An 18,809-nucleotide genomic window follows, 5' to 3' on the forward strand; every position below is an offset into this window, starting at 1 on the left:
GGTTCTCTGACAACGAGCCAAACTGTTCGTCAGATCGACGCCCCAATCCGTCACTTCACTCGTGATCGACGACTGATACGGGCTCTCGTCCCCGATCTCTCCCTCAGATCGCGGATCCGCCGACGGCGGACGCTCTCGGTCCGGAACCCTTATACGTACTGTGAACAATTCACAACCATGTCACGGAGTTCCACCCCATGGGACGACCCGGACCCCGATCACCGCCGGACGGCGTTGCCGACGGACCCGGCCCTCGACGCGGCGGACTCACCGGACATCATGGCGTCCATCGACTCCTCGTCGTCGCGACCGGAGCTCGTGATCGCGGACCTCTCCCGGGAGAACGCGTGGGTCTCGGTGGACGAGACCGACGCCACCGTCCTCGAAGAGTGGTGTTGAGCCCCCTGGAGAAGCCGTCGCGTCCATCGTAGCCGTCGCAGCTGACCCCCGTCCGTTTTCCGTTCGAGATCACTCCGCCGCTTCGTCGGCGTCCGCTTCGGGTCGAACCCCCGCCCCGGCCTCCCACGCTCGGATCAGCGACGCGACCGTCCGACACGTCGGCGCCGACACGCCGAACCGGTCGGCGCGCTCGGTCGCGGCGCCGTAGATCGCGTCGACCTCGGTCCGGCGACCGGCGGCCACGTCCTCGCGCATCGACGACCGGTTGGCGGCGGTGTCGGCGGCGACGCGTTCGACGGCGTCGACCGCCGCCTCCTCGTCGAGCGCCACGCCGTCGGCTCGGGCGACGCGCGCGACTTCCCGCGCCGCCTCGCGGGCCGCCTCGCCGCCCGGCCCGTCGAGGGTCGCGCCGTTCGAGAGCCGGGCGAGCGCCGAGGGACCGTTGATCCCCGCGTTGACCGCGAGCTTCTCGTACCGGCGGCGGGGCATGTCCGCGGCGACGGTCGTCTCGATCCCGGCCTCGGCGAACGCGCTCCCGACGCGCTCCGCGAGCGGGTCGGTCCCCCCGGAGAGCGCCCCGACGACGACCTCGCCGATACCCGTACACGTGACCCGACCGGGCTCGACGAACCGGGCGCCGTAGCTCGCGGTGCCCGCGAGCACGGTGGGGTCGAGCGCCGCGACCAGCCGCTCCTCCGTGAGGCCGTTCTGGAGCGAGCAGACCGCGTCGTACTCGCCGGTCGCGAGCGCCCGCGCGGCCGCGTCCGTGTCGTACGCCTTCGTCGTGACCACCGCGAGGTCGGCGGAGCGGTGCGTCCCGTCGGTGAGCGCCCGGGGGCGGACGCGGGCGTCGATCTCGCCGTCGATCCGGAGCCCGTCCTCCCGGACCCGTCGCATGTGCGGGTCGCGCCCGACGAGGGTGACCTCGTGGGTCCGCGCCAGCAGCCCGCCGACGAGGCTCCCGAGCGCGCCCGCGCCGTAGACGAGGACCTCCATACGCCTTCCCACGGGGCGAGACTGAAAAGGGGTGGCGGTAGAACGATCGCTAGAGCGCCGCGCTTAGCCCTTCAGCCCGCTCCCGGTCAGGGGGACGACCACGTCGTCGTCGGGCGAGAGGACGCCGCGCTCGCGGAGTTCCCGGAGCGCCGCCGGCGCCACGGCGCAGGTCGGCTCGGTGTAAAACCCCGCGGCGTGGAGCCGGTCAAGCTCCCGCTCGGCCGCCGCCTGCGTGACCGCGAGGGCGTCGCCGTCGGTGTCGGCGACGGCGGCGAGGATCTCCCGCTTCCGGACCGGCTCGGCGATCTGGATCCCGTCGGCGGCCGCGTTGACGCGCCCCTCGGGATCGGCCGCGTCCGCGCCGTGGAGCTCGCGGACGATCGGCGCGACCCCGGCCGCCTGCGCGCCGAACAGCCGCGGGACCTCGTCGATCCAGCCCGCGCGCTCTAGGTGGCGAAACCCCCGATACGCGCCGAGGAACAGGGTGCCGTGCCCGAGCGGGGTCACGACCGCGTCGGGGGCCTCCCAGCCGCGCTGGAACGCGATCTCGTAGGCGACCGTGGCGGTCCCCTCGAAGAACGCGGGGTTCCACGCGTGGCTGGCGTACCACGCGGAACCCTCGGAGTCCCCGGAATCGCCTTCGCGTCCGCGCTCGCCCTCGCCGCCCTCGCCCAGCGCGGCCACGCACGCCTCCGTCACGTTCGCCCGGCTCCCCTCGATCCGGACCGGCTCGGCGCCGGCCCGGCGGATCGCGCGTAGCTTCGACTCCTTGACGTCGGCCGGGACGTACACCGCGGCGTCGATCCCGGCGCGCGCCGCGTACGTCGCGATCGCGGCGCCGGCGTTGCCGGAGGAGTCCTCGACGACGCGCTCGACGCCCAGTTCGCGGGCCCGGGTGAGCGTCGTCGTCGCGCCGCGGTCCTTGAACGAGCCGGTGGGAAAGACGTACTCCAGTTTGAACGCGGCGTTCCAGTCGCCGGCGCCGGGCGGTTCGCCGCTGTTCGCTCGGCCGTCCGCGTCGACGAGCGGCGTCATCCCCTCACCGAGCGTCACCCGATCGGCGGGGTCGTCGCCGACGGCGAGGAAGGCATCGAACGCCCACAGGCCGTCTCGGGCGTCTATCGAGTCCCGATCCCGGCTCTCCGGAATCGGCGGGTCGGCGAACTCCAGCGGGGCGCCGCACTCGCATCGCCACCGGTCCCGCACGGTCGCGCCGCACTCGGGACAGGCGAGGTCCCGGATCGAGCCTCGGTCGTCGGACCGGTCTCGGTCCGGGTCGCGGTCGCCGGGCATCAGTACTCGTCGACGTTGGTACCGACCGAACAGACGTACTCGCCCGCCGCGACCTGCGGGAGCCGTCGGGTGCGCCAGAAGACGCCGTCGTCGTCGGCGGTCACTCGCCCTTTCAGCTCGCCGAACACGTCGGTCACCTTGTAGAGCACGTCGCCGGTCGAGACGCGCTCGCCGAGCTCGCGCTCGAACCGGACCAGCCCGCCCGCGGGCGACCCGTACTGGTCGAAGCCGCGCGCCCTGACCTGCCGTTCGAGCGCCACGTCGCCGTCGAGGAAGCCGTAGTGGCGGAGCACGTTGAAGACGCCCTCGACGCCGTATCGGATCGACTCCTCGTCCCAGCCGACGACGCCGCCGAGCTCGGGGTCGACGGTCGGGATGCCGTGTTCCGGACCGGCGCGTGCGAGCTGTCCGTCGGGCCCCTTGATGTCGAGGACGTGGCCGCAGCCGAAGACCTTCGCCAGCTCGAGGCAGTCGCCGTGGAGATGGTGGCGAACCCCGCAGCGGACCCGCGTCTCGTTTATCATCCGGCTGGTCGATCCCTGATGGAGGTCTAAGATGAGGTCCGCCCGCTTCGCGGCCTGGAACGTCGCGTGGGCGATGCGCTCGCTCGTCGTCCCGTCCTCGTCGCCGGGGTACCCGCGGTTCATCTTCCGGTCGTCGATCGGGTTCCGGTGCTCGGCGACCTGAAACGCGAAGTAGTTGACGACGCCGACGACGAGGACGCTTCCCGACAGCTCCGCCGGGTCGAGCCGGGGGACGACGCGGTTGACAACGCCGAGCCCGTTGAGCTCGTCGCCATCGCTGACCGCCTGCAGGTACAGCGTTTCGCCGTCCTCGGCGCCGTTGATAACGGCCACCGGCAGTCGGACGGGACTCCCGTCCCGCGTCTCGCCGACCTCGAGACGGCCCGTGTCCGTCTCCCCCGGCGAGGCGCGAGCCGTTCCAAGCGTGATCATTACGCGAACGTGGGCCGGGCGCCCCTTTATCCGTTCGGTCCGCGGCGATCCCCCGACACAAGCTTTATCGCCGGGTCGCCCCAGAAGTCGGTAACGACGACCGCGTCGAATTCCGCCGCGTCGGACCCCGCCGCGGCGGTCGCGCTACCGACCGAACGCGGTCACCCCCACATGAGCATCGACATCGACCCGCTGTCCGACGCGGCCGGGATCACCGTCACGGACCACATCGAGAACACGCAGTTCGAGGTGTACACCGACCGGCCGGTGGAGCCGACAGCGAGCCCCGAGGGCGCCCACTACTTCCCGGTCGACGCGAGCGTGACCGTCGAGACCGGCGTCATCGAGATCCCCCGCGTCGCGGTGGTCGAGACGCGCTCCGGCGACGGGACGCTGCTCACCCGCGGCGACTCCTACGCGATGCCGGCCGGGACGTACCACGTCGGGATCGACCCCGCGCCGACGAAGCTGTACCTCGCGTTCGCGGCGCCCTTTTCGGTGTCGACGACGGAGCGAACGACCCGGATCGACCTCGACGCCCCCGCCGAGGTCACGCTCGGGTTCCGGTCGCTCCACCAGGTGCCGGCGGGGACGATCGAGACCCCCACCGACCCCGAGTCGCTGATGGACGCCGTCTCGCTGCTCGGCTCCGCGCTCCAGACGACGAGCCCGGAGCGGTCGTTCCCCACCCTCCGCGGGCATCCGCCCCTGATCGAGCCCGGCGAGGAGTTCCGCGTCCCCGACCGGGTCGAACCGCTCGACTCCGGGGTTCGAATCGTCGTCCCGCCGGAGTACCGCTACCTCTACCCGGTGGTCTCGCTGGCGTACTACTTCGCCGCCGACGTGGTCCCGGGTGACACCCCCCGGATCGAGGGCGCCGGCTGGACGCACGCCTTGGAACCCGACTTCGAGCGTCGGACCGCCGAGGTGCTCCGGCAGGCGTTCCACTTCGACTGCCTCGCGCGCACGGAGGGGTTCTACCCGGTCGACCTCCACGAGCGCGAGACCACCGATCTCGACCTCGACTGGGGTCGCCTGTACGACCTCCCGCTCGCGGAGCGGCTCGGCGAGTACCTCGACGTGCCCTTCGAGCGCGTCGAGCCGGAGCTCCCCCAGTGGACGCTGACGACCGACGTGCGCCCCGACCCCGAGAACGTGGAGATGCTCCCGTTCGTGGCCGGCGAGCTGTCGATCGTCCGGTCTCCCGAGACGGTGACTCCCGCGACGGCCGGCGAGGGCGGCGGGCTCGGGTTCTTCCGCGGGCCGGGGACCGGAACCGGCCGCGCGCCGACTGACGCGGCGCCCCTCGGACCGGACGAGTTCGTGCGGGGCGCCGCGGAGGCCGAACCCATCCGCGGCGTCGAAACCGAACCCACCCGCGGCGTCGGCGCCTCCTCGGAGCGCGGCGCGGTGGCGGCCGACACCGACTTCGTGCGGCCCGAGCCCGTCGACACGGTCGAGCACGCGTGGATCGGCGCCGGCGTCCCGCTCGACGCCAACAAGGCCACCCTCGACGCCTACCACCGCCGGCTGGAGGCCGGCGCGGTCGAGCAGTCGCGGATCTCCGTGCTCGTCGTCTGCAACGACGAGCAGATGCGCGAGGAGGGCGAGGTCGCCGACTTGTACGGTCTCCGCGACATGGTCCAGTTCGACATCGAGGTGCGCCACGACCTCACCCGCGAGGAGATGCGCGAGACCCTCCAGTCCGACGTCGACTTCCTGCACTACATCGGCCACGTCGACGACCGCGGGATGCAGTGCACCGACGAGTACCTCGACCTCACGGCCGCCGACCTCGACGTCGGCGTCAGCGCCTTCCTGCTCAACGCCTGTCAGTCGTACCAGCAGGGCGAGGCCCTCGTCCACCGCGGCTCGCGCGGCGGCATCGTCACCCTCTCCGACGTGGCGAACTCGCCGGCGACCCAGCTCGGCCGCATCATCGCCCGCCTGATGAACAGCGGCTTCAACCTCCGCACCGCGCTCCACGTCGCCAAGCGGGAGCTGATCACCGGCCACCAGTACATCGTCGTCGGCGACGGGGGGACGACGATCTGTCAGAGTCGGAGTGGTGCGGCTGTTGTCGTTAATATAAAAAATGACGACGCACCTTGGTCGCTATCTGTCAAAGTATATCCAAATGGACCATATGGCTCTGGTTCGCTAGCTACTCCAAATATCCGTTCTAACTTCATCAATTATTATGTTCCTGGGAGTATGGAACTAACTGAGGTAAAGGATACGCAGCTGGAACAGTTCCTCAATTTGGAAGTACTACCGGTATTTGTTGAAGAAGGCTTAATTTGGAGCGATGGATTCGATTAATTACGGGCCAGGGGTAGTTGCCACTGCGTTCGCCGCCGCGGGCGCCGCCTGCGTCAGCAGGAGGAGCGCGGTGAACAGGACGCCGGCCATCTTCGGGTGCTCTGCCACGTAGTCTGCAACACTTTCGTGCATATTACACAGAATATCGCGTGATATTAACATCAAAACCGTTTTGCGGTAACTATTCTCAGATATTTAAATACTTATGAATAGTGAATTAATAGCTACAGTCGAGATGCGTGCCAGTCCGTTCGCTCTGTCGCCACCTATGACCGCCGTCGTGAAGCCGGTTTCGAGGGGTCGGCCTCCCGTTTTTTCAGCCTCCCCGTCGGAGGGAGAGTCATGACCGACGTTCAGGCAGCGATCCGCGACGCGTTCGAGCACACCGACTACGACCTCGGCGACGTCGCCGTCAACCGCCGGCAGGTCCGGGTGCCGGTGCTCCAGCAGGGCGCCGACCCCGAGGCGCTCACCGCGGTGATCGAGGAGGCGCTCGGCGCGGACGCGGTCGTCTCTCCGACCGTCACCACCGAGGCCATCGACGGCGAGGACACCATCGGGACCGTCGTCTCGTTCCGGTACCGACCGTGAGCGGGTCGCAGAGCCGATCGGTGCCGTCTACCGCCCCCTCGAAGCGTAACGCGGTACGGTTAACAGTGCGGTGGTTGAACACACGGGTCGTACGATGACGGCCGACGACGGACACGACGGCGCGCAGTACCTCGCCGGATCGCCCGTCCGGGTCGCGATGCTCCGGGCGCTTCGCGAGGAGCCGCGCCGGCCGGCGGACCTCACGGCCGCGGTCGACGCGACCCGCACGACGGTCCAGCGCATCCTCTCCGGGTTCCGCGAGCGCGACTGGGTCGTCAAACGGGACGCGGCCTACCACGTGACGCCGACCGGGGCCCGGATCCACGACGCGTACGAGACGCTGCTCGACGAGGTCGAGGTCGCCGACCGATACGGGCAGTTCGCCGCCGACCTCGAACGCGTCGGCGCCGACTTCCCTCCCTCGGCGATCGGCACCGGAGAGCTGACCATCGCGGCCGACCGGAACCCGCTCGCCGCCGTCGACCGACTCACCGAGCTGCTGCGCGAGGGGTGCGGCTCGGAGATCCGCGCGGTCTCGCCCATCGTCATCCAGCAGTTCAACGACGCCGCCGCGGAGGCGATCGACGCGGGCGCCGAGGTCGAACTCGTCATCGATCGGGACGTGGTCGCGGAGTCGATCGCGGAGTTCGGCGCGGCGACCGACCGGGCGCTCCACGACGACGGTGCGACGGTGTACGTCTGCTCCGAGCCGGTCGAATACGGGATCTTCCGGCACGACGACGTCGCGTGCGTGACGGCCTACGACCGCAGAAACAACCCTCGTTGCGTGCTCGAATCGACGGACTCGGATGTGATCGAGTGGGTCGACGACCGGTTCGAGTCGTTCGTCGACGAGGCCCAGCTCCTCTCCGCCGTCGTCGAGAACGCGTGAGTCGGCTACCGTTCCGCCCGTCCGTCGTCTGCCGCGTCCCCGGCGTCGTCGCTGTCGTCCTCCGGTTCGAAGTTGACGGGCACGACCGTCGGGTGATCGATGGCGACGGACGACTGGCTGTGTGCGCTCATTGCTCTACGTACCCGTAGGCGACCCGGTCTCAAAAAATTACCCATGGGCATAACGCATCCGCAACGCGGATCGGTATGCCTGAAAGTTATGAAAACGGTCTTGTCGGCACCGCCTCCGGTTCCGGTTCGGCCTACTGGAACTCTTCGTCGTACAGGTCCTGCGCGTGTTCGATCGCGTCTTTCGCGGCCTGCTTGTCCTCCCACCCGAGGGTCTCGACCTCCTTGCCCGCTTCGAGGTTCTTGTACGTCGAGAAGAACTCGTCAATCTCGTCGCGGATCTGCTGGGGGATGTCCTCGAGGTCGTCGATGTGGTCGAAGCGCGGGTCCTCGGTCGGCACCGCGATCACCTTGTCGTCCTGCTCGCCGTCGTCGTCCATCTTCATCAGCGCGACGGGACGGGCCTCGACGACGCAGCCGGGGAACGTCTGGTCCTCGACGAGCACCATCACGTCGAAGGGGTCCTCGTCGTCGTAGTACGACTGCGGGATGAAGCCGTAGTCGTACGGGTAGTGGACGTTCGAGTGCAGCACGCGGTCGAGGACGACGCCGGGGATGTCCTTGTCGTACTCGTACTTGTTCCGCTCGCCTTTGAGACACTCCACGACGGCGTAGATCTCGTCCGGCGCGTTCGGTCCCGTCTCGAGATCTTCCCAGAGGTTGACCATGTGGGGTGTACTCCGTCCATCGCTCGCAAAGTCCTTTCGGGTTCTCGTCGCGGCGGTCGCCCGGCCGCTACCGACCGCCCGGCCGCTACCGACCGCCCGGCCGCTACCGACCGCCCAGCCACCCCCCGAACGACGTTGATTCCGGCGAGAAGCGCCGAGATCTCGGGTGGCACATCTGGCCCGAACGGCCCGATTCGATCGACGATCTGTCGGAGATTCCCGGCCGAACTCGGAGATCGCTCGATATCGAGGTTCGACCGGATCGGCGCCCTCGAAGTCGCTCTCCCGAGTAGCGGTGTGATTCGCCGGATTAACTCCTGATGAAGTATTTAAACGTTCGTGAACCTTGAGAAAGGTTATAAGTTCGGGTTCCCTTCACCCAACTATGTCAGAGGCACAATCAGTCACTGATGAATCAACGACGCGGACGGCGGCGGACCTGACGGCGTTCCAACAGAACATCCTCGCGATCCTCTCGGAAGAGCCCATGTACGGGCTCGCGATCAAGCGCGAGCTGGAGTCGTACTACGGCTCCGAGGTAAACCACGGGCGGCTCTACCCGAACCTCGACGACCTCGTGGAGGACGGGCTCGTCGAGAAGAGCGAACTCGACAAGCGGACCAACCAGTACGAGCTCACCGAGGCGGGCCACGACGCGGTCCTCGGCCAGTTGGAGTGGGTCCTCGACCGGTTCGTCACCGACGAGGCGCGCGCCGACGAGGTCCGCGCGCTCCTCGGCGAGTAACGACGGCCGCGTCGCAGGCGTACCGAGCGGAAAACCGACACTTTTGGCACACGAGCGCGGTGAAAACCGCGCGCGCTCGACACCCGAGCGACGGCTCCGTGGGGCTCCGCGGGCCTCGGCCTACGACTCCTCGGGACCGTCCACGTCCGCCGCGACCGACTCGATCACGTCCAGCGATTCGTCGAGGACCGCCAGCTGCTCGTCGCTCGGCCAGCCGTTCCGCGGGAAGTACTCCTCGCGGAACTCCTCGCGCACCTCGGGGGTCGCGTCGTCGACCGCGCGCACGTAGTGGTTACTCATGAACGCCGCGAAGCTCCGGGCGGTGTCGGCGTGGACCGCGTCGTGCGCGTCGGCGACCGCGTCGGCGACCGCGTCGTTGTACGCGGCGACCTCGCGGTAGCGGTCGGCGTCGCCCGGCCCCGACAGCGACACCTCGACGGCCCGGTCCGTCGTCTCGATCCGGTCGAGCTGTACCGTGCCGTCGTCCATCCACTCGTCGGGGTACAACACCAGGGTGTCGTCCTCGTCGCGGAGCCGCGGGACGTAGCCGTGCTCGTCGACCAGCTCGTCGCGGCGCTCGCGGTAGAACGCGGCGGCCGACTCGTCCTCGGTCCGTCGGGCGAGCCGGGTGAGCCGCTCCGCCTCGTCGACGGTCTCGGCCGGCACGTCGGGGACGCGGTCGGCGTCGCCGCCCTCGGCCGCTCTGTCGTCGGTCGCTCCGCCGCCGGTCGCTCCGTCGTCGTCAGTCTCCGCCGCCATCACCTCGCGCGCCCGTTCCTTCGCCCACTCCGGGGGCTCGTCGTTAGTTCGCGTCATCGAGTGCCTCGTTCGCCAGATCGTCGGCGCGCTCGTTTATCTCTCGCGGAACGTGACCGATCGACCACCGGTCGAACCGCGCGAGAAGCTCCCGGACGCGGACCCGCCGCTCGCGGAGCTCCGGGTCGTTGGCGTTCCACTCGCCGCGCACCTGCTTGACGATCAGCTGGGAGTCGCCGCGGACGTCGATCTCGTCGAAGCCGTACTCGTCGGCGGCCTCCAGCGCCCGGATCAGCGCGGCGTACTCGGCCTGATTGTTGGTGGCGCGGCCGATTCGCTCGCCGCCCTCGGCGACGATCCCGTCGGACGTGACCAGACACCAGCCCACCCCGGCCGGACCGGGGTTCCCGCGCGAGGCGCCGTCGAAGTAGACGTGCGCCCGCCCGCCGCCCTCGTTCAGCAGGGCGGTCAGGCGAGCGGGATCGCTCCCCTGCACGACGACCTTGTCGTCGTACGCGACGGCGACGGCGCCCTCCCGCTCCGCGCGCCACCGCTCGTGGGCGGTGTTCCCCTCGTCGATCCGGACGCCGGCGTCCGCCAAGCGGGACCGCGCGGTCGCCGGATCGCAGTCGATCGTCGGCATTCGATCGCGTTCCGCGCTCGCGGGACAAAGGGCTGTCCGTCCGCCGCGGGAGTCCGCGGTTCGAGTTGAATGCCAGTGTGTGACACAGCAACACCTTAACGAACTTTTAAGTTAATCCGTTAGGATAGTATATAAATGCGATGACACGGCCAACCCGGCAACGGGATCACGACCGGCAGCGTGTGCGGGACGAGGACGCCGACGAGACTGAAACCGACGCCGAGGGGGTCGACGCGGCGGAGTTGGACCCCGACGAACTGGACCCGGAGGACTTCGATCCGGAGGAGCTCACCCGGACGGCCGACGGGGAGCTGATACACGAGGAAACGGGACTCATTGTCGAAGAGGAACAGATCGATCCCGGTCCGGAGTGGCGCGCGTTCAACCACTCGGAGCGGCAGTCGAAGTCGCGCGTCGGCGCCCCGACGACGAAGACGATGCACGACAAGGGGCTGACGACGACGATCGACTGGAAGGACAAGGACGCGTACGGTCGCTCCATCTCCTCGAAGAAGCGGTCGCAGATGCACCGCCTGCGCAAGTGGCAGGAGCGGATTCGGACGAAGGACGCGGGCGAGCGCAACCTCCAGTTCGCGCTCTCGGAGATCGACCGGATGGCCAGCGCGCTCGGCGTCCCGCGGTCGGTCCGCGAGGTCGCCTCCGTCATCTATCGCCGGGCGTTGAACGAGGACCTCATCCGCGGGCGGTCGATCGAGGGCGTCTCCACCGCCGCCCTCTACGCCGCCTGTCGCAAGGAGGGGATCCCGCGTTCGCTCGAGGAGATCTCCGACGTGTCGCGGGTCGAACGCAAGGAGATCGGGCGGACCTACCGCTACATCTCTCAGGAGCTCGGCCTGGAGATGCGGCCCGTCGACCCCAAGAAGTACGTCCCCCGCTTCTCCTCCGAGCTCGAGCTGAGCGAGGAGGTGCAGTCGAAGGCCAACGAGATCATCGAGACGACCGCCGAGAAAGGGCTGCTCTCCGGGAAGTCTCCGACCGGGTACGCCGCGGCAGCGATCTACGCCGCCTCCCTGCTCTGTAACGAGAAGAAGACCCAGCGCGAGGTCGCCGACGTCGCGCAGGTCACCGAGGTCACCATCCGCAACCGGTACCAGGAGCAGATCNGCTCTGTAACGAGAAGAAGACCCAGCGCGAGGTCGCCGACGTCGCGCAGGTCACCGAGGTCACCATCCGCAACCGGTACCAGGAGCAGATCGAGGCGATGGGGATCCACAGCTAGGCGTCGCGGGGCGGTCCCCCGGTCGCGTTCTTCTCTCTCGCTAGCAACGTTCAAGCCGGCGCGGGACCAACCCCGATCCGAATGCGGCTCGACGAGTTCATCGAGTTCGAGGCGAACGAGCGCGCCGAGCGGCGGCGCCTCGCCGCCGAGAAGGATTACGGCATCCTCGACCACCTCGACTCCTTCGAGCGGCGCTTCGAGGAGCACGTCTCCGACGACGCCGTGGTCGGAAGCGTCTCCCCCTCCATCTTCGTCGGGCGCGCGAACTACCCGAACGTCTCGACCGGGCTGCTCTCCCCGGTCGGCCGCGAGGAGCGCGCCGAGCGCTTCGAGACCTCGGCGGCGTGGTACGACGAGGGCGTCTCCATCAGCGACGTGTTCGACCGGCGGACCAGCCTGCTCAACTCGACGCGGGGGGTCGACGTGGCGGACGCCGGCGCGACCGGCGGCGTCAAATCCCTCGGCGGCGGGCCGGCCGAGAGCGTCCACGACGCGTGGGACGGGTGGCTCGGCGTTCAACGGGAGGTCGCGATCGCGGACCGCCCGGTCGACGTGGAGATCGGGCTCGACGGTTCTCCTGACTTGGACTTCGATATCGGCACGGAGGACATCAAGACGCCGACCGGCCCGCGCGCCGCGGCCCGGACCGCCGACCTCGGCGAGAACCCCCACGTCCCGCGCCCGGTGAAAAAGACCCTCGAGGACGACGACTGGCGCGCCGAGGGCGCGATGACGTACCTCTACCGCCGCGGGTTCGACGTGTACGAGATCAACACGATCCTCTCCGCGGGCGCGCTCGGGCAGGGCGAGAACCGCCGGCTCGTCCCGACGCGCTGGTCGATCACGGCCGTCGACGACACGGTCGGCCAGTTCCTCCGCGGGTCGATCCGCGACAACCCGACGGTCGACCGGATCGAGGTCCACCGCAACGAGTACCTCGGCAACGCCTTCTGGGTGGTCTTGGTCCCCGGACGCTGGGAGTACGAGCTCGTCGAGATGAAGTCGCCCGGATCGATCTGGAACCCCGACCCCGAGGCGGGGGTGTATCTCGCGGCCGCCAGCGAGGGGCGCGAGGGCCGGACCGGCTACGTCGAGGAGACGGCCGGCGCCTACTACGCGGCCCGGATGGGCGTCCTCGAACACCTCGACGACCGCGGACGGCAGGCGAAGGCGCTCGTGTTGCGGCACGTCTCCGACGACTACTGGGGGCCGGTCGGCGTCTGGCAGGTGCGCGAGGCGGTCCGGAACGCCTTCGAGGGCGAACGCGGTACCGCCGAGACGTTCGGTGAGGCGGTCCGCGGCGTCGCCGACCACCTCCCGGTCTCGCTCGGTCGCCTCCGGCGGAAGTCGACGATGGCGGCCGGACTGCAGGCGAACCTCGGCGACTTCGTCGACCGAGGGTGAGAAGTCGGGTGCGGTGAGGCTCGCCGCTCGCCCCCGATCGTTTTAGTCGCGTCGCCGAATCGGTGGTCTCATGGTCTCGACGGTCCCCGCGCTCGGCGGAATCCCCGGCGGCCCCGAGCTGCTGATCATCCTCATCATCCTCGTGGTCTTCGTCGCGGTCCCCGCGGTCGCCGTCGCGGGCGTCGTGTTGCTTCTCACGCTGCGGTCGGACGACGACGGGGTGGACGCCGAGCGGATCGCGGAGCTCGAGGCGGAGGTCGAACGGATCCGCGAGACGGTGGACGACGACCCGGACGAGCGCGACGGCGAAGATCGCTTATAAGCGAACGAGGCGGCGGCGCCGGGGTCGCCGGCGGCTTCGCCGCCGATCCGGCGTCAGCGGTTTATGACCGACCGGGATGAGCGCCAACAGCACCGCCGGGAGGAGAAGCGTCGGCACCGGGAGGAACGGCCACGGGTCGTGTCCGGCCGTCTCTGTCGAGCCAGTCTGTCTGTTCAGATAAACACACAGCATCAACCGCAGCGACGACGACCGATCTCACGTACGGTCGGGAACACGATTATACCGACTCATCCCCCACGTCGACCCATGAGTCTCTCGCTCGACGCCGACCAGCTCGACCGGTACTCCAGGCACGTGATCATGGACGAAGTCGGCCCGGAGGGGCAAAAGCGGCTCCTCGACGGGCGCGCCTTGGTAGTTGGGGCCGGCGGGCTCGGCGCGCCGGTCATCCAGTACCTCGCGGCCGCGGGCGTCGGCACCCTCGGGGTCGTCGACGACGACGTCGTCGAGCGCTCGAACCTCCAGCGACAGGTGATCCACGGCGACGCCGACGTGGGCGAACCGAAGGTCGAGTCGGCGGCGCGGTACGTCGACCGGCTCAACCCCGACATCGACGTGGAGACGTACGAGACGCGGCTCGACGAGGGGAACGTCCGCGACCTGCTCGACGGCTACGACCTCGTCGTCGACTGCGCGGACAACTTCCGCACGCGGTACGTCGTCAACGACGCGGCCCGGATCGAGGGGCTTCCCGTCGTCCACGGCGCCATCTACAAGTTCGAGGGACAGGCGACGACGCTCGTCCCCGACGGCCCCTGCTACCGGTGTCTGTTCCCGGAAGCGCCGGAGCCGGGGACCGTCCCCGACTGCGCGGCGACGGGCGTGCTCGGCGTGCTTCCCGGCACGGTCGGGTGTATCCAGGCGACCGAGGCGATCAAGCTCCTGCTCGACGCGGGCGAGGCGCTCGAGGGGCGCGTGCTCTTCTACGACGCGATGGACATGACCTTCGAATCCGTGCCGTACCAGCGGAACCCCGACTGCCCGGTCTGTGGCGGCGACGGCATCGAGACGATCGAGGGGATCGATTACTCGGGCGGGTGTCGCGTCGACGCGGACTGAGCGCGTCGCGGTGGAACCGCGACGGAACGACGGCCCGCCGCGATAGCGGCGGACTCACAGCGATCGGTTCGGCATCGCCGCGTCCGCGGCGCCGCCCGCCCCCTCGTCAACGAACCCGGAGCGGACGCACCAGCGACAGTACCGGTAGCCCGTCCGGTTCTCCGCCCCGCAGTGTCGGCAGACGACCGTCTCGTCGGCGGCGTCGAGCGGCGGCGGCTCGCCCGGCGGACCCGACTCCCCAGCGGGCACCGCGAAATCCGTGGCGCCGTCGCGGGACTGCCCCGGGTGTGTCCCGGTCCCAGCCTCGTGGTCGGTCCCCGGGTCGACCCCGCTCTCGGGATCGGACCCGCGGTCGCGGTCCCGCCTCACGTCGAACGTCGCGTCCTCGGACGGGCCCCGCGCCGAGCCGAAGAAGTCGGTCGGGTTCCGGTCTCCCCGCGTGAACAGCCACGCGAACGCGAGGTTGATCAGGGCCACCGCGCCGAGGATCGCGACGAGCGGGGCGATTTCTGCACCCGTCATGTGCCGCGTGTTAGCACGCGAGGGATATAGGCGCAACGGTGGTGGCGGGGGCGCGGCGCCACCGGGAGAGCGACGCGTTCCCGGGTCACTTTAGGGACGCCCGTCGAAGGCGAACGCGTATGAAGGAGACAGTCCACACCGACGCGGCCCCCGCGGCGGTCGGCGCGTACAGTCAGGCGACGACGAACGGCGACCTCGTGTTCACGGCCGGGCAGATCCCGCTGACGCCGGACGGCGACCTCCTCGACGACGCGTCGATCGCCGTCCAGACCGAGCGGGCGCTCGACAACCTCGTGGCCGTGCTCGACGAGGCGGGGGCCGAGCCCGCGGACGTGCTCAAAACGACGGTCTTCCTCGCCGACATCGACGACTTCGACGAGATGAACGAGACGTACGCGGGCTACTTCGAGGAGTCGCCGCCCGCCCGGTCGGCCGTGCAGGCCGGGGCGCTCCCGAAGGGCGTCGGCGTGGAGATCGAGGCCGTCGCCGTCGTCGAGTAGATGGCCGACGACTCCGTCGGGGGGACCACAGAGCCGCCCGGCGTCCCGGCGACCCCGCGGGCGAGGGCGTGGTCGGCCGCGCTGTGGGGGCTCGGCGGCGGGTTCGCGTTCCTCGTGCTCGCGCAGGGGTACCTGCTCCTCGACGGCGACCTCCCCTTCGGGTACGCCGGGCTGTTCGCGCTCGCGGGGGCGATCGCCGCCGCGTCCGGCGGGATCGCGTACGCGACCGAACACCGACTCCACGCGAAAAGAAGGACTTAACAGTCTCACCGGATTATCTCGGACCGAGCCAGGATGGCCGAGTGGTAAGGCGCACGCCTGGAAAGCGTGTTCCCTTCCGGGATCGGGGGTTCAAATCCCTCTCCTGGCGCTTCACTGTCGCAACAACGAGCGAGGAGCGACTGCGACGAGCGAGTACCGCGACAGTGAAGCGCCAGCGCATTTGAACCCTGTCAGTCGCGCACAGCGAACGTAGTGAGCGAGCACGTCTAATTTCGGTTCAAATCCCTCTCCTGGCGTCTTTCGCTGTCGCAACAACGAGCGAGGAGCGACCGCGACGAGCGAGTACCGCGACAGCGAAGCGACGCCGTTCGGCCGCCTCGCGGACGTTCCCGCACACCGACACAAGACTCATAAGTGTGGGTAGTGTTGACACGGATGACGATGCCAGACACGAAATCAGGTCGCGAGCAGAAAGGGAGGAACAAGCGCCGGCAGTTAGAGAGTCACCTCAACCGACGCGAGCTCGACGCCGCCGACGAACCGCCGGAACCGACGCTCGACGAGGTCGACTCGGAGTACCTCACCGAGACCGACGAGCTCGATCGGTGACCGCTCGCGGCCGACCCCGCTTCTCCGTTCTCGTTCGGTAGTTCGGACCGACGCCCTCACAGCGACGACCCGACAGCAACAGATCAGTAGCGACGCCCCGACAGCGACATCTCGATAGCGACGGCCCGACAACCACTGGTCAATAGCGACGGCCCGACAGCAAAGCACAGTACGGAGGCCCTCCGGAATCGACGACACCGCTGAAAGAGTATATAAACGCCCGAGATGAGGGCGGTCGAGCGCGATACAGTTGCGTGCTAACTATACACATAATATTCCGTCGAGAGCCGCGGAGTCATGCGCTTTTCGCGGCGAACTCGCGGGACGCGAGCGACGGGACAAGACGCCAGCCAACGACACATTTATATAGAATCACAATCAATCAAACGCTGTATGAGCCAGCGAATGCAGCAGGGTCAGCCGATGATCATCATGGGCGACGACGCCCAGCGCGTCAAGGACAAGGACGCACAGGAGTACAACATCTCCGCGGCGCGCGGCGTCGCCGAGTCCGTACGCTCGACGCTCGGACCGAAAGGGATGGACAAGATGCTCGTCGACTCGATGGGCGACGTCACCATCACGAACGACGGCGTCACCATCCTGCAGACGATGGACATCGACAACCCGACCGCCGAGATGATCGTCGAAGTCGCCGAGACGCAGGAGGACGAGGCCGGCGACGGCACGACGAGCGCGGTCGCTATCGCGGGCGAGCTTCTCAAGAACGCCGAGGACCTCCTCGAGCAGGACATCCACCCGACAGCCGTCATCAAGGGCTTCAACCTCGCGAGCGAGTACGCCCGCGAACAGGTCGACGAGGTCGCCACACGGGTCGACCCCGACGACACCGAGACCCTGAAAAGCGTCGCCGAGACGTCGATGACCGGCAAGGGCGCGGAGCTCGATAAGGACACGCTCGCCGACCTCGTCGTCCGCGCGATCCAGGGCGTCACCGTCGAGGCCGACGACGGCTCCCACGTCGTCGACCTGGCGAACCTCAACATCGAGACGCGCACCGGGCGCGCCGCCGGCGAGTCCCGGCTGCTCTCGGGCGCCGTCATCGACAAGGACCCCGTCCACGACGACATGCCGACCGACTTCGAGGACGCGAACGTCCTCCTCCTCAACGACCCGATCGAGGTCGAGGAGGCCGACGTGGACACCGCCGTCAACGTCGACTCGCCTGACCAGCTCCAGCGCTTCCTCGATCAGGAGGAAGAGCAGCTCCGCGACAAGGTCGACAAGATCGTCGAGAGCGGTGCCGACGTGGTCTTCTGCCAGAAGGGGATCGACGACCTCGCGCAGCACTACCTCGCGAAGGAGGGCATCCTCGCGGTCCGCCGGACGAAGAAGTCCGACCTGTCCTTCCTCAAGAACGTGCTCGGCGCGCCGATCGTCAGCGACCTCGACTCGCTCACCGCCGACGACCTCGCGGTCGGCACGGTCACGCGCGACGCCGAGGAGGAGCTGTTCTACGTCGAGGGCGAGGACGCCCACGGCGTCACCCTCCTGCTGTACGGCACCACCGAGCACGTCGTCGACGAGCTCGAGCGCGGTATTCAGGACGCCATCGACGTGGTCTCGACGACCGTCTCCGACGGGCGGACCCTGCCCGGCGGCGGCGCCATCGAGGTCGAGCTCGCCCGCCGGCTGCGCGACTACGCCGACTCCGTCGAGGGGCGCGAGCAGCTCGCCGTCGAGGCGTTCGCCGACTCGCTCGAACTGATCCCGCGCGTGCTCGCCGAGAACGCCGGGCTGGACGCCATCGACCTGCTCGTCGACCTCCGCGCGGCCCACGAGGCCGGCGACACCGACGCGGGACTCAACGTCTTCTCCGGCGAGGTCGAGAACACGACCGAGGCCGGCGTCGTCGAGACGGCCCACGCGAAGGAGCAGGCGATCGCCTCCGCCGCCGAGGCCGCGAACCTCGTCCTGAAAATCGACGACATCATCTCCGCGGGCGACCTCTCGACCGGCGGCGACGGCGACGAGGGCGGCGCCCCCGCCGGCGGTATGGGCGGCATGGGCGGCATGGGCGGTGCGATGTAACCACTCGGTAGGTTACTTACACTCCCGAGACGTCTCTCCGGCCGCGTACCGTACTCGAACACGCACGCTCGCGTTCCCCCGTTTTCGTTTTTTGGCGCTGTTGAAATCCGTCGCAGTTGAGACAGCGATTCCGGCGGCAACGCTACGATAATTAAAAGCCCGTGAGCGACGGTGACGGTCACTTATAAACTAACGTGGCGGTGGCGCGCCCCGGTGAGCGGCCCTTTGGGCCGCGAACCGCGAGGGACCTTCGGTCCCTCTGGCAGCCGGCGGCGGAGCCGCCGGCGACGCCGGCGCGAGGGAGTCGCGACCGAAGGGAGCGACGAGGCTGGGGAGGCGTGAGGCTGTGCGGTGCGGTCGGGTGGGACTCAAAGGGGCAGTCGGTGAGGCGGGCGCAGGGGACGCAAGGACCACAGGGAGTGAGCGAAGCGAGCGACCGAGGACCGCAGCGAGCGTGCGCCCGCCTCAC

At 68.9% G+C, this 18,809-nt stretch carries 21 protein-coding genes, 1 tRNA gene and 2 pseudogenes; 15 read left to right on the plus strand and 9 right to left on the minus strand.

Annotated features, from left to right (window positions below; all coding sequences use genetic code 11):
- Positions 1–177 precede the first annotated feature (177 nt).
- Positions 178–399 (plus strand): DUF7556 family protein, encoded by a 222-nt coding sequence (locus C469_RS06985; protein ID WP_049911107.1) that lies wholly within the window; start codon positions 178–180, stop codon positions 397–399.
- Positions 400–468: 69 nt separating this feature from the next.
- Here the strand turns inward: C469_RS06985 and C469_RS06990 are convergent, their stop codons facing one another.
- The 3 genes from C469_RS06990 to C469_RS07000 form a co-directional block, all read right to left on the minus strand.
- Entirely contained in the window at positions 469–1,395 is a 927-nt protein-coding gene (locus C469_RS06990; RefSeq protein WP_008005091.1) for a ketopantoate reductase family protein, read from the minus strand.
- 63 nt (positions 1,396–1,458) lie between these two features.
- Positions 1,459–2,688, minus strand: a complete 1,230-nt coding sequence (locus C469_RS06995; RefSeq protein ID WP_008005092.1) for a threonine synthase — start codon at positions 2,686–2,688, stop codon at positions 1,459–1,461.
- Positions 2,688–3,644 carry a succinylglutamate desuccinylase/aspartoacylase family protein gene (locus tag C469_RS07000; RefSeq protein ID WP_008005094.1) on the minus strand — a complete coding sequence of 319 codons (957 nt, stop codon included), beginning with the start codon at positions 3,642–3,644 and terminating at the stop codon, positions 2,688–2,690. The genes C469_RS06995 and C469_RS07000 overlap by 1 nt, the downstream gene beginning before the upstream one ends.
- 171 nt (positions 3,645–3,815) lie before the next feature.
- On the opposite strand from C469_RS07000, the gene C469_RS07005 reads away from it, so the two are divergent.
- Positions 3,816–5,966, plus strand: coding sequence for a caspase family protein (locus C469_RS07005; RefSeq protein WP_008005096.1), 2,151 nt, complete (start codon positions 3,816–3,818; stop codon positions 5,964–5,966).
- Here the strand turns inward: C469_RS07005 and C469_RS17615 are convergent, their stop codons facing one another.
- Positions 5,967–6,098, minus strand: coding sequence for a DUF7503 family protein (locus tag C469_RS17615; protein WP_008005097.1), 132 nt, complete (start codon positions 6,096–6,098; stop codon positions 5,967–5,969). It abuts the gene before it with no gap.
- 210 nt (positions 6,099–6,308) lie between these two features.
- On the opposite strand from C469_RS17615, the gene C469_RS07010 reads away from it, so the two are divergent.
- Both C469_RS07010 and C469_RS07015 read left to right on the plus strand, forming a co-directional pair.
- On the plus strand, positions 6,309–6,557 hold the full coding sequence (locus C469_RS07010; protein ID WP_008005099.1) for a hypothetical protein: 249 nt from the start codon (positions 6,309–6,311) through the stop codon (positions 6,555–6,557).
- 94 nt (positions 6,558–6,651) lie between these two features.
- Positions 6,652–7,449, plus strand: a complete 798-nt coding sequence (locus C469_RS07015; RefSeq protein ID WP_008005103.1) for a helix-turn-helix transcriptional regulator — start codon at positions 6,652–6,654, stop codon at positions 7,447–7,449.
- Between the two features lie 5 nt (positions 7,450–7,454).
- On the opposite strand, the gene C469_RS17620 is transcribed toward C469_RS07015, so the two are convergent.
- Both C469_RS17620 and C469_RS07020 read right to left on the minus strand, forming a co-directional pair.
- Positions 7,455–7,580: a hypothetical protein gene (locus C469_RS17620; RefSeq protein WP_008005105.1), complete on the minus strand. Its 126-nt coding sequence runs from the start codon at positions 7,578–7,580 to the stop codon at positions 7,455–7,457.
- A gap of 131 nt (positions 7,581–7,711) precedes the next feature.
- The gene (locus tag C469_RS07020) at positions 7,712–8,245 is read right to left on the minus strand and encodes an inorganic diphosphatase (protein ID WP_008005106.1); all 534 of its coding nucleotides are present in this window, start codon (positions 8,243–8,245) and stop codon (positions 7,712–7,714) included.
- A 385-nt stretch (positions 8,246–8,630) separates the two neighbouring features.
- On the opposite strand from C469_RS07020, the gene C469_RS07025 reads away from it, so the two are divergent.
- Positions 8,631–8,990: a PadR family transcriptional regulator gene (locus tag C469_RS07025; protein WP_008005108.1), complete on the plus strand. Its 360-nt coding sequence runs from the start codon at positions 8,631–8,633 to the stop codon at positions 8,988–8,990.
- Between the two features lie 120 nt (positions 8,991–9,110).
- On the opposite strand, the gene C469_RS07030 is transcribed toward C469_RS07025, so the two are convergent.
- Both C469_RS07030 and rnhA read right to left on the minus strand, forming a co-directional pair.
- On the minus strand, positions 9,111–9,806 hold the full coding sequence (locus C469_RS07030; RefSeq protein WP_008005110.1) for a DUF7108 domain-containing protein: 696 nt from the start codon (positions 9,804–9,806) through the stop codon (positions 9,111–9,113).
- On the minus strand, positions 9,793–10,389 hold the full coding sequence (gene rnhA / locus C469_RS07035; protein WP_008005112.1) for a ribonuclease HI: 597 nt from the start codon (positions 10,387–10,389) through the stop codon (positions 9,793–9,795). Before rnhA ends, C469_RS07030 begins: the two co-directional genes overlap by 14 nt.
- 140 nt (positions 10,390–10,529) lie before the next feature.
- On the opposite strand from rnhA, the pseudogene C469_RS16295 reads away from it, so the two are divergent.
- From C469_RS16295 to ubaA, 5 genes and pseudogenes are all read left to right on the plus strand, one after another.
- Positions 10,530–11,522 (plus strand): annotated as a pseudogene (locus C469_RS16295) (transcription initiation factor IIB); the annotation flags it as partial.
- 35 nt (positions 11,523–11,557) lie between these two features.
- Positions 11,558–11,629 (plus strand): annotated as a pseudogene (locus C469_RS17740) (transcription factor TFIIB); the annotation flags it as partial.
- Positions 11,630–11,710: 81 nt separating this feature from the next.
- Positions 11,711–13,033 carry a DNA repair protein NreA gene (nreA, locus tag C469_RS07050; protein WP_008005115.1) on the plus strand — a complete coding sequence of 441 codons (1,323 nt, stop codon included), beginning with the start codon at positions 11,711–11,713 and terminating at the stop codon, positions 13,031–13,033.
- A gap of 70 nt (positions 13,034–13,103) precedes the next feature.
- Complete coding sequence (locus C469_RS07055; protein ID WP_008005116.1) at positions 13,104–13,355, plus strand: hypothetical protein; 252 nt, start codon at positions 13,104–13,106, stop codon at positions 13,353–13,355.
- Positions 13,356–13,622: 267 nt separating this feature from the next.
- Positions 13,623–14,435, plus strand: a complete 813-nt coding sequence (gene ubaA, locus C469_RS07060; protein ID WP_008005118.1) for an SAMP-activating enzyme E1 — start codon at positions 13,623–13,625, stop codon at positions 14,433–14,435.
- A gap of 54 nt (positions 14,436–14,489) precedes the next feature.
- Here the strand turns inward: ubaA and C469_RS07065 are convergent, their stop codons facing one another.
- Positions 14,490–14,957: a DUF7577 domain-containing protein gene (locus C469_RS07065; RefSeq protein ID WP_008005121.1), complete on the minus strand. Its 468-nt coding sequence runs from the start codon at positions 14,955–14,957 to the stop codon at positions 14,490–14,492.
- Between the two features lie 119 nt (positions 14,958–15,076).
- On the opposite strand from C469_RS07065, the gene C469_RS07070 reads away from it, so the two are divergent.
- The 5 genes from C469_RS07070 (at position 15,077) to thsB (ending at position 18,340) form a co-directional block, all read left to right on the plus strand.
- Entirely contained in the window at positions 15,077–15,457 is a 381-nt protein-coding gene (locus C469_RS07070) for a Rid family detoxifying hydrolase (RefSeq protein WP_008005122.1), read from the plus strand.
- Complete coding sequence (locus C469_RS07075; protein WP_008005124.1) at positions 15,458–15,718, plus strand: hypothetical protein; 261 nt, start codon at positions 15,458–15,460, stop codon at positions 15,716–15,718.
- Between the two features lie 27 nt (positions 15,719–15,745).
- Positions 15,746–15,827: transfer RNA gene (locus C469_RS07080), tRNA-Ser, on the plus strand.
- A gap of 293 nt (positions 15,828–16,120) precedes the next feature.
- Complete coding sequence (locus C469_RS17155; protein WP_169330828.1) at positions 16,121–16,288, plus strand: hypothetical protein; 168 nt, start codon at positions 16,121–16,123, stop codon at positions 16,286–16,288.
- A 405-nt stretch (positions 16,289–16,693) separates the two neighbouring features.
- A complete protein-coding gene (gene thsB, locus C469_RS07085; protein WP_008005126.1) occupies positions 16,694–18,340 on the plus strand; it encodes a thermosome subunit beta in 1,647 nt (548 codons plus the stop codon).
- The last annotated feature ends 469 nt before the right edge of the window (positions 18,341–18,809 follow it).

The sequence above is a fragment of the Halorubrum lipolyticum DSM 21995 genome, from assembly GCF_000337375.1.
Lineage (GTDB): Archaea > Halobacteriota > Halobacteria > Halobacteriales > Haloferacaceae > Halorubrum > Halorubrum lipolyticum.

Bases quoted from the DNA above. Each gene is read 5' to 3' on its own strand.
- C469_RS06985 (WP_049911107.1), top strand. From the start codon at position 178: ATGTCACGGAGTTCCACCCCATGGGACGACCCGGACCCCGATCACCGC.
- C469_RS06990 (WP_008005091.1), bottom strand. From the start codon at position 1,395: ATGGAGGTCCTCGTCTACGGCGCGGGCGCGCTCGGGAGCCTCGTCGGC.
- C469_RS06995 (WP_008005092.1), bottom strand. From the start codon at position 2,688: ATGCCCGGCGACCGCGACCCGGACCGAGACCGGTCCGACGACCGAGGC.
- C469_RS07000 (WP_008005094.1), bottom strand. From the start codon at position 3,644: ATGATCACGCTTGGAACGGCTCGCGCCTCGCCGGGGGAGACGGACACG.
- C469_RS07005 (WP_008005096.1), top strand. From the start codon at position 3,816: ATGAGCATCGACATCGACCCGCTGTCCGACGCGGCCGGGATCACCGTC.
- C469_RS17615 (WP_008005097.1), bottom strand. From the start codon at position 6,098: ATGCACGAAAGTGTTGCAGACTACGTGGCAGAGCACCCGAAGATGGCC.
- C469_RS07010 (WP_008005099.1), top strand. From the start codon at position 6,309: ATGACCGACGTTCAGGCAGCGATCCGCGACGCGTTCGAGCACACCGAC.
- C469_RS07015 (WP_008005103.1), top strand. From the start codon at position 6,652: ATGACGGCCGACGACGGACACGACGGCGCGCAGTACCTCGCCGGATCG.
- C469_RS17620 (WP_008005105.1), bottom strand. From the start codon at position 7,580: ATGAGCGCACACAGCCAGTCGTCCGTCGCCATCGATCACCCGACGGTC.
- C469_RS07020 (WP_008005106.1), bottom strand. From the start codon at position 8,245: ATGGTCAACCTCTGGGAAGATCTCGAGACGGGACCGAACGCGCCGGAC.
- C469_RS07025 (WP_008005108.1), top strand. From the start codon at position 8,631: ATGTCAGAGGCACAATCAGTCACTGATGAATCAACGACGCGGACGGCG.
- C469_RS07030 (WP_008005110.1), bottom strand. From the start codon at position 9,806: ATGACGCGAACTAACGACGAGCCCCCGGAGTGGGCGAAGGAACGGGCG.
- rnhA (WP_008005112.1), bottom strand. From the start codon at position 10,389: ATGCCGACGATCGACTGCGATCCGGCGACCGCGCGGTCCCGCTTGGCG.
- nreA (WP_008005115.1), top strand. From the start codon at position 11,711: ATGCGGCTCGACGAGTTCATCGAGTTCGAGGCGAACGAGCGCGCCGAG.
- C469_RS07055 (WP_008005116.1), top strand. From the start codon at position 13,104: ATGGTCTCGACGGTCCCCGCGCTCGGCGGAATCCCCGGCGGCCCCGAG.
- ubaA (WP_008005118.1), top strand. From the start codon at position 13,623: ATGAGTCTCTCGCTCGACGCCGACCAGCTCGACCGGTACTCCAGGCAC.
- C469_RS07065 (WP_008005121.1), bottom strand. From the start codon at position 14,957: ATGACGGGTGCAGAAATCGCCCCGCTCGTCGCGATCCTCGGCGCGGTG.
- C469_RS07070 (WP_008005122.1), top strand. From the start codon at position 15,077: ATGAAGGAGACAGTCCACACCGACGCGGCCCCCGCGGCGGTCGGCGCG.
- C469_RS07075 (WP_008005124.1), top strand. From the start codon at position 15,458: ATGGCCGACGACTCCGTCGGGGGGACCACAGAGCCGCCCGGCGTCCCG.
- C469_RS17155 (WP_169330828.1), top strand. From the start codon at position 16,121: ATGCCAGACACGAAATCAGGTCGCGAGCAGAAAGGGAGGAACAAGCGC.
- thsB (WP_008005126.1), top strand. From the start codon at position 16,694: ATGCAGCAGGGTCAGCCGATGATCATCATGGGCGACGACGCCCAGCGC.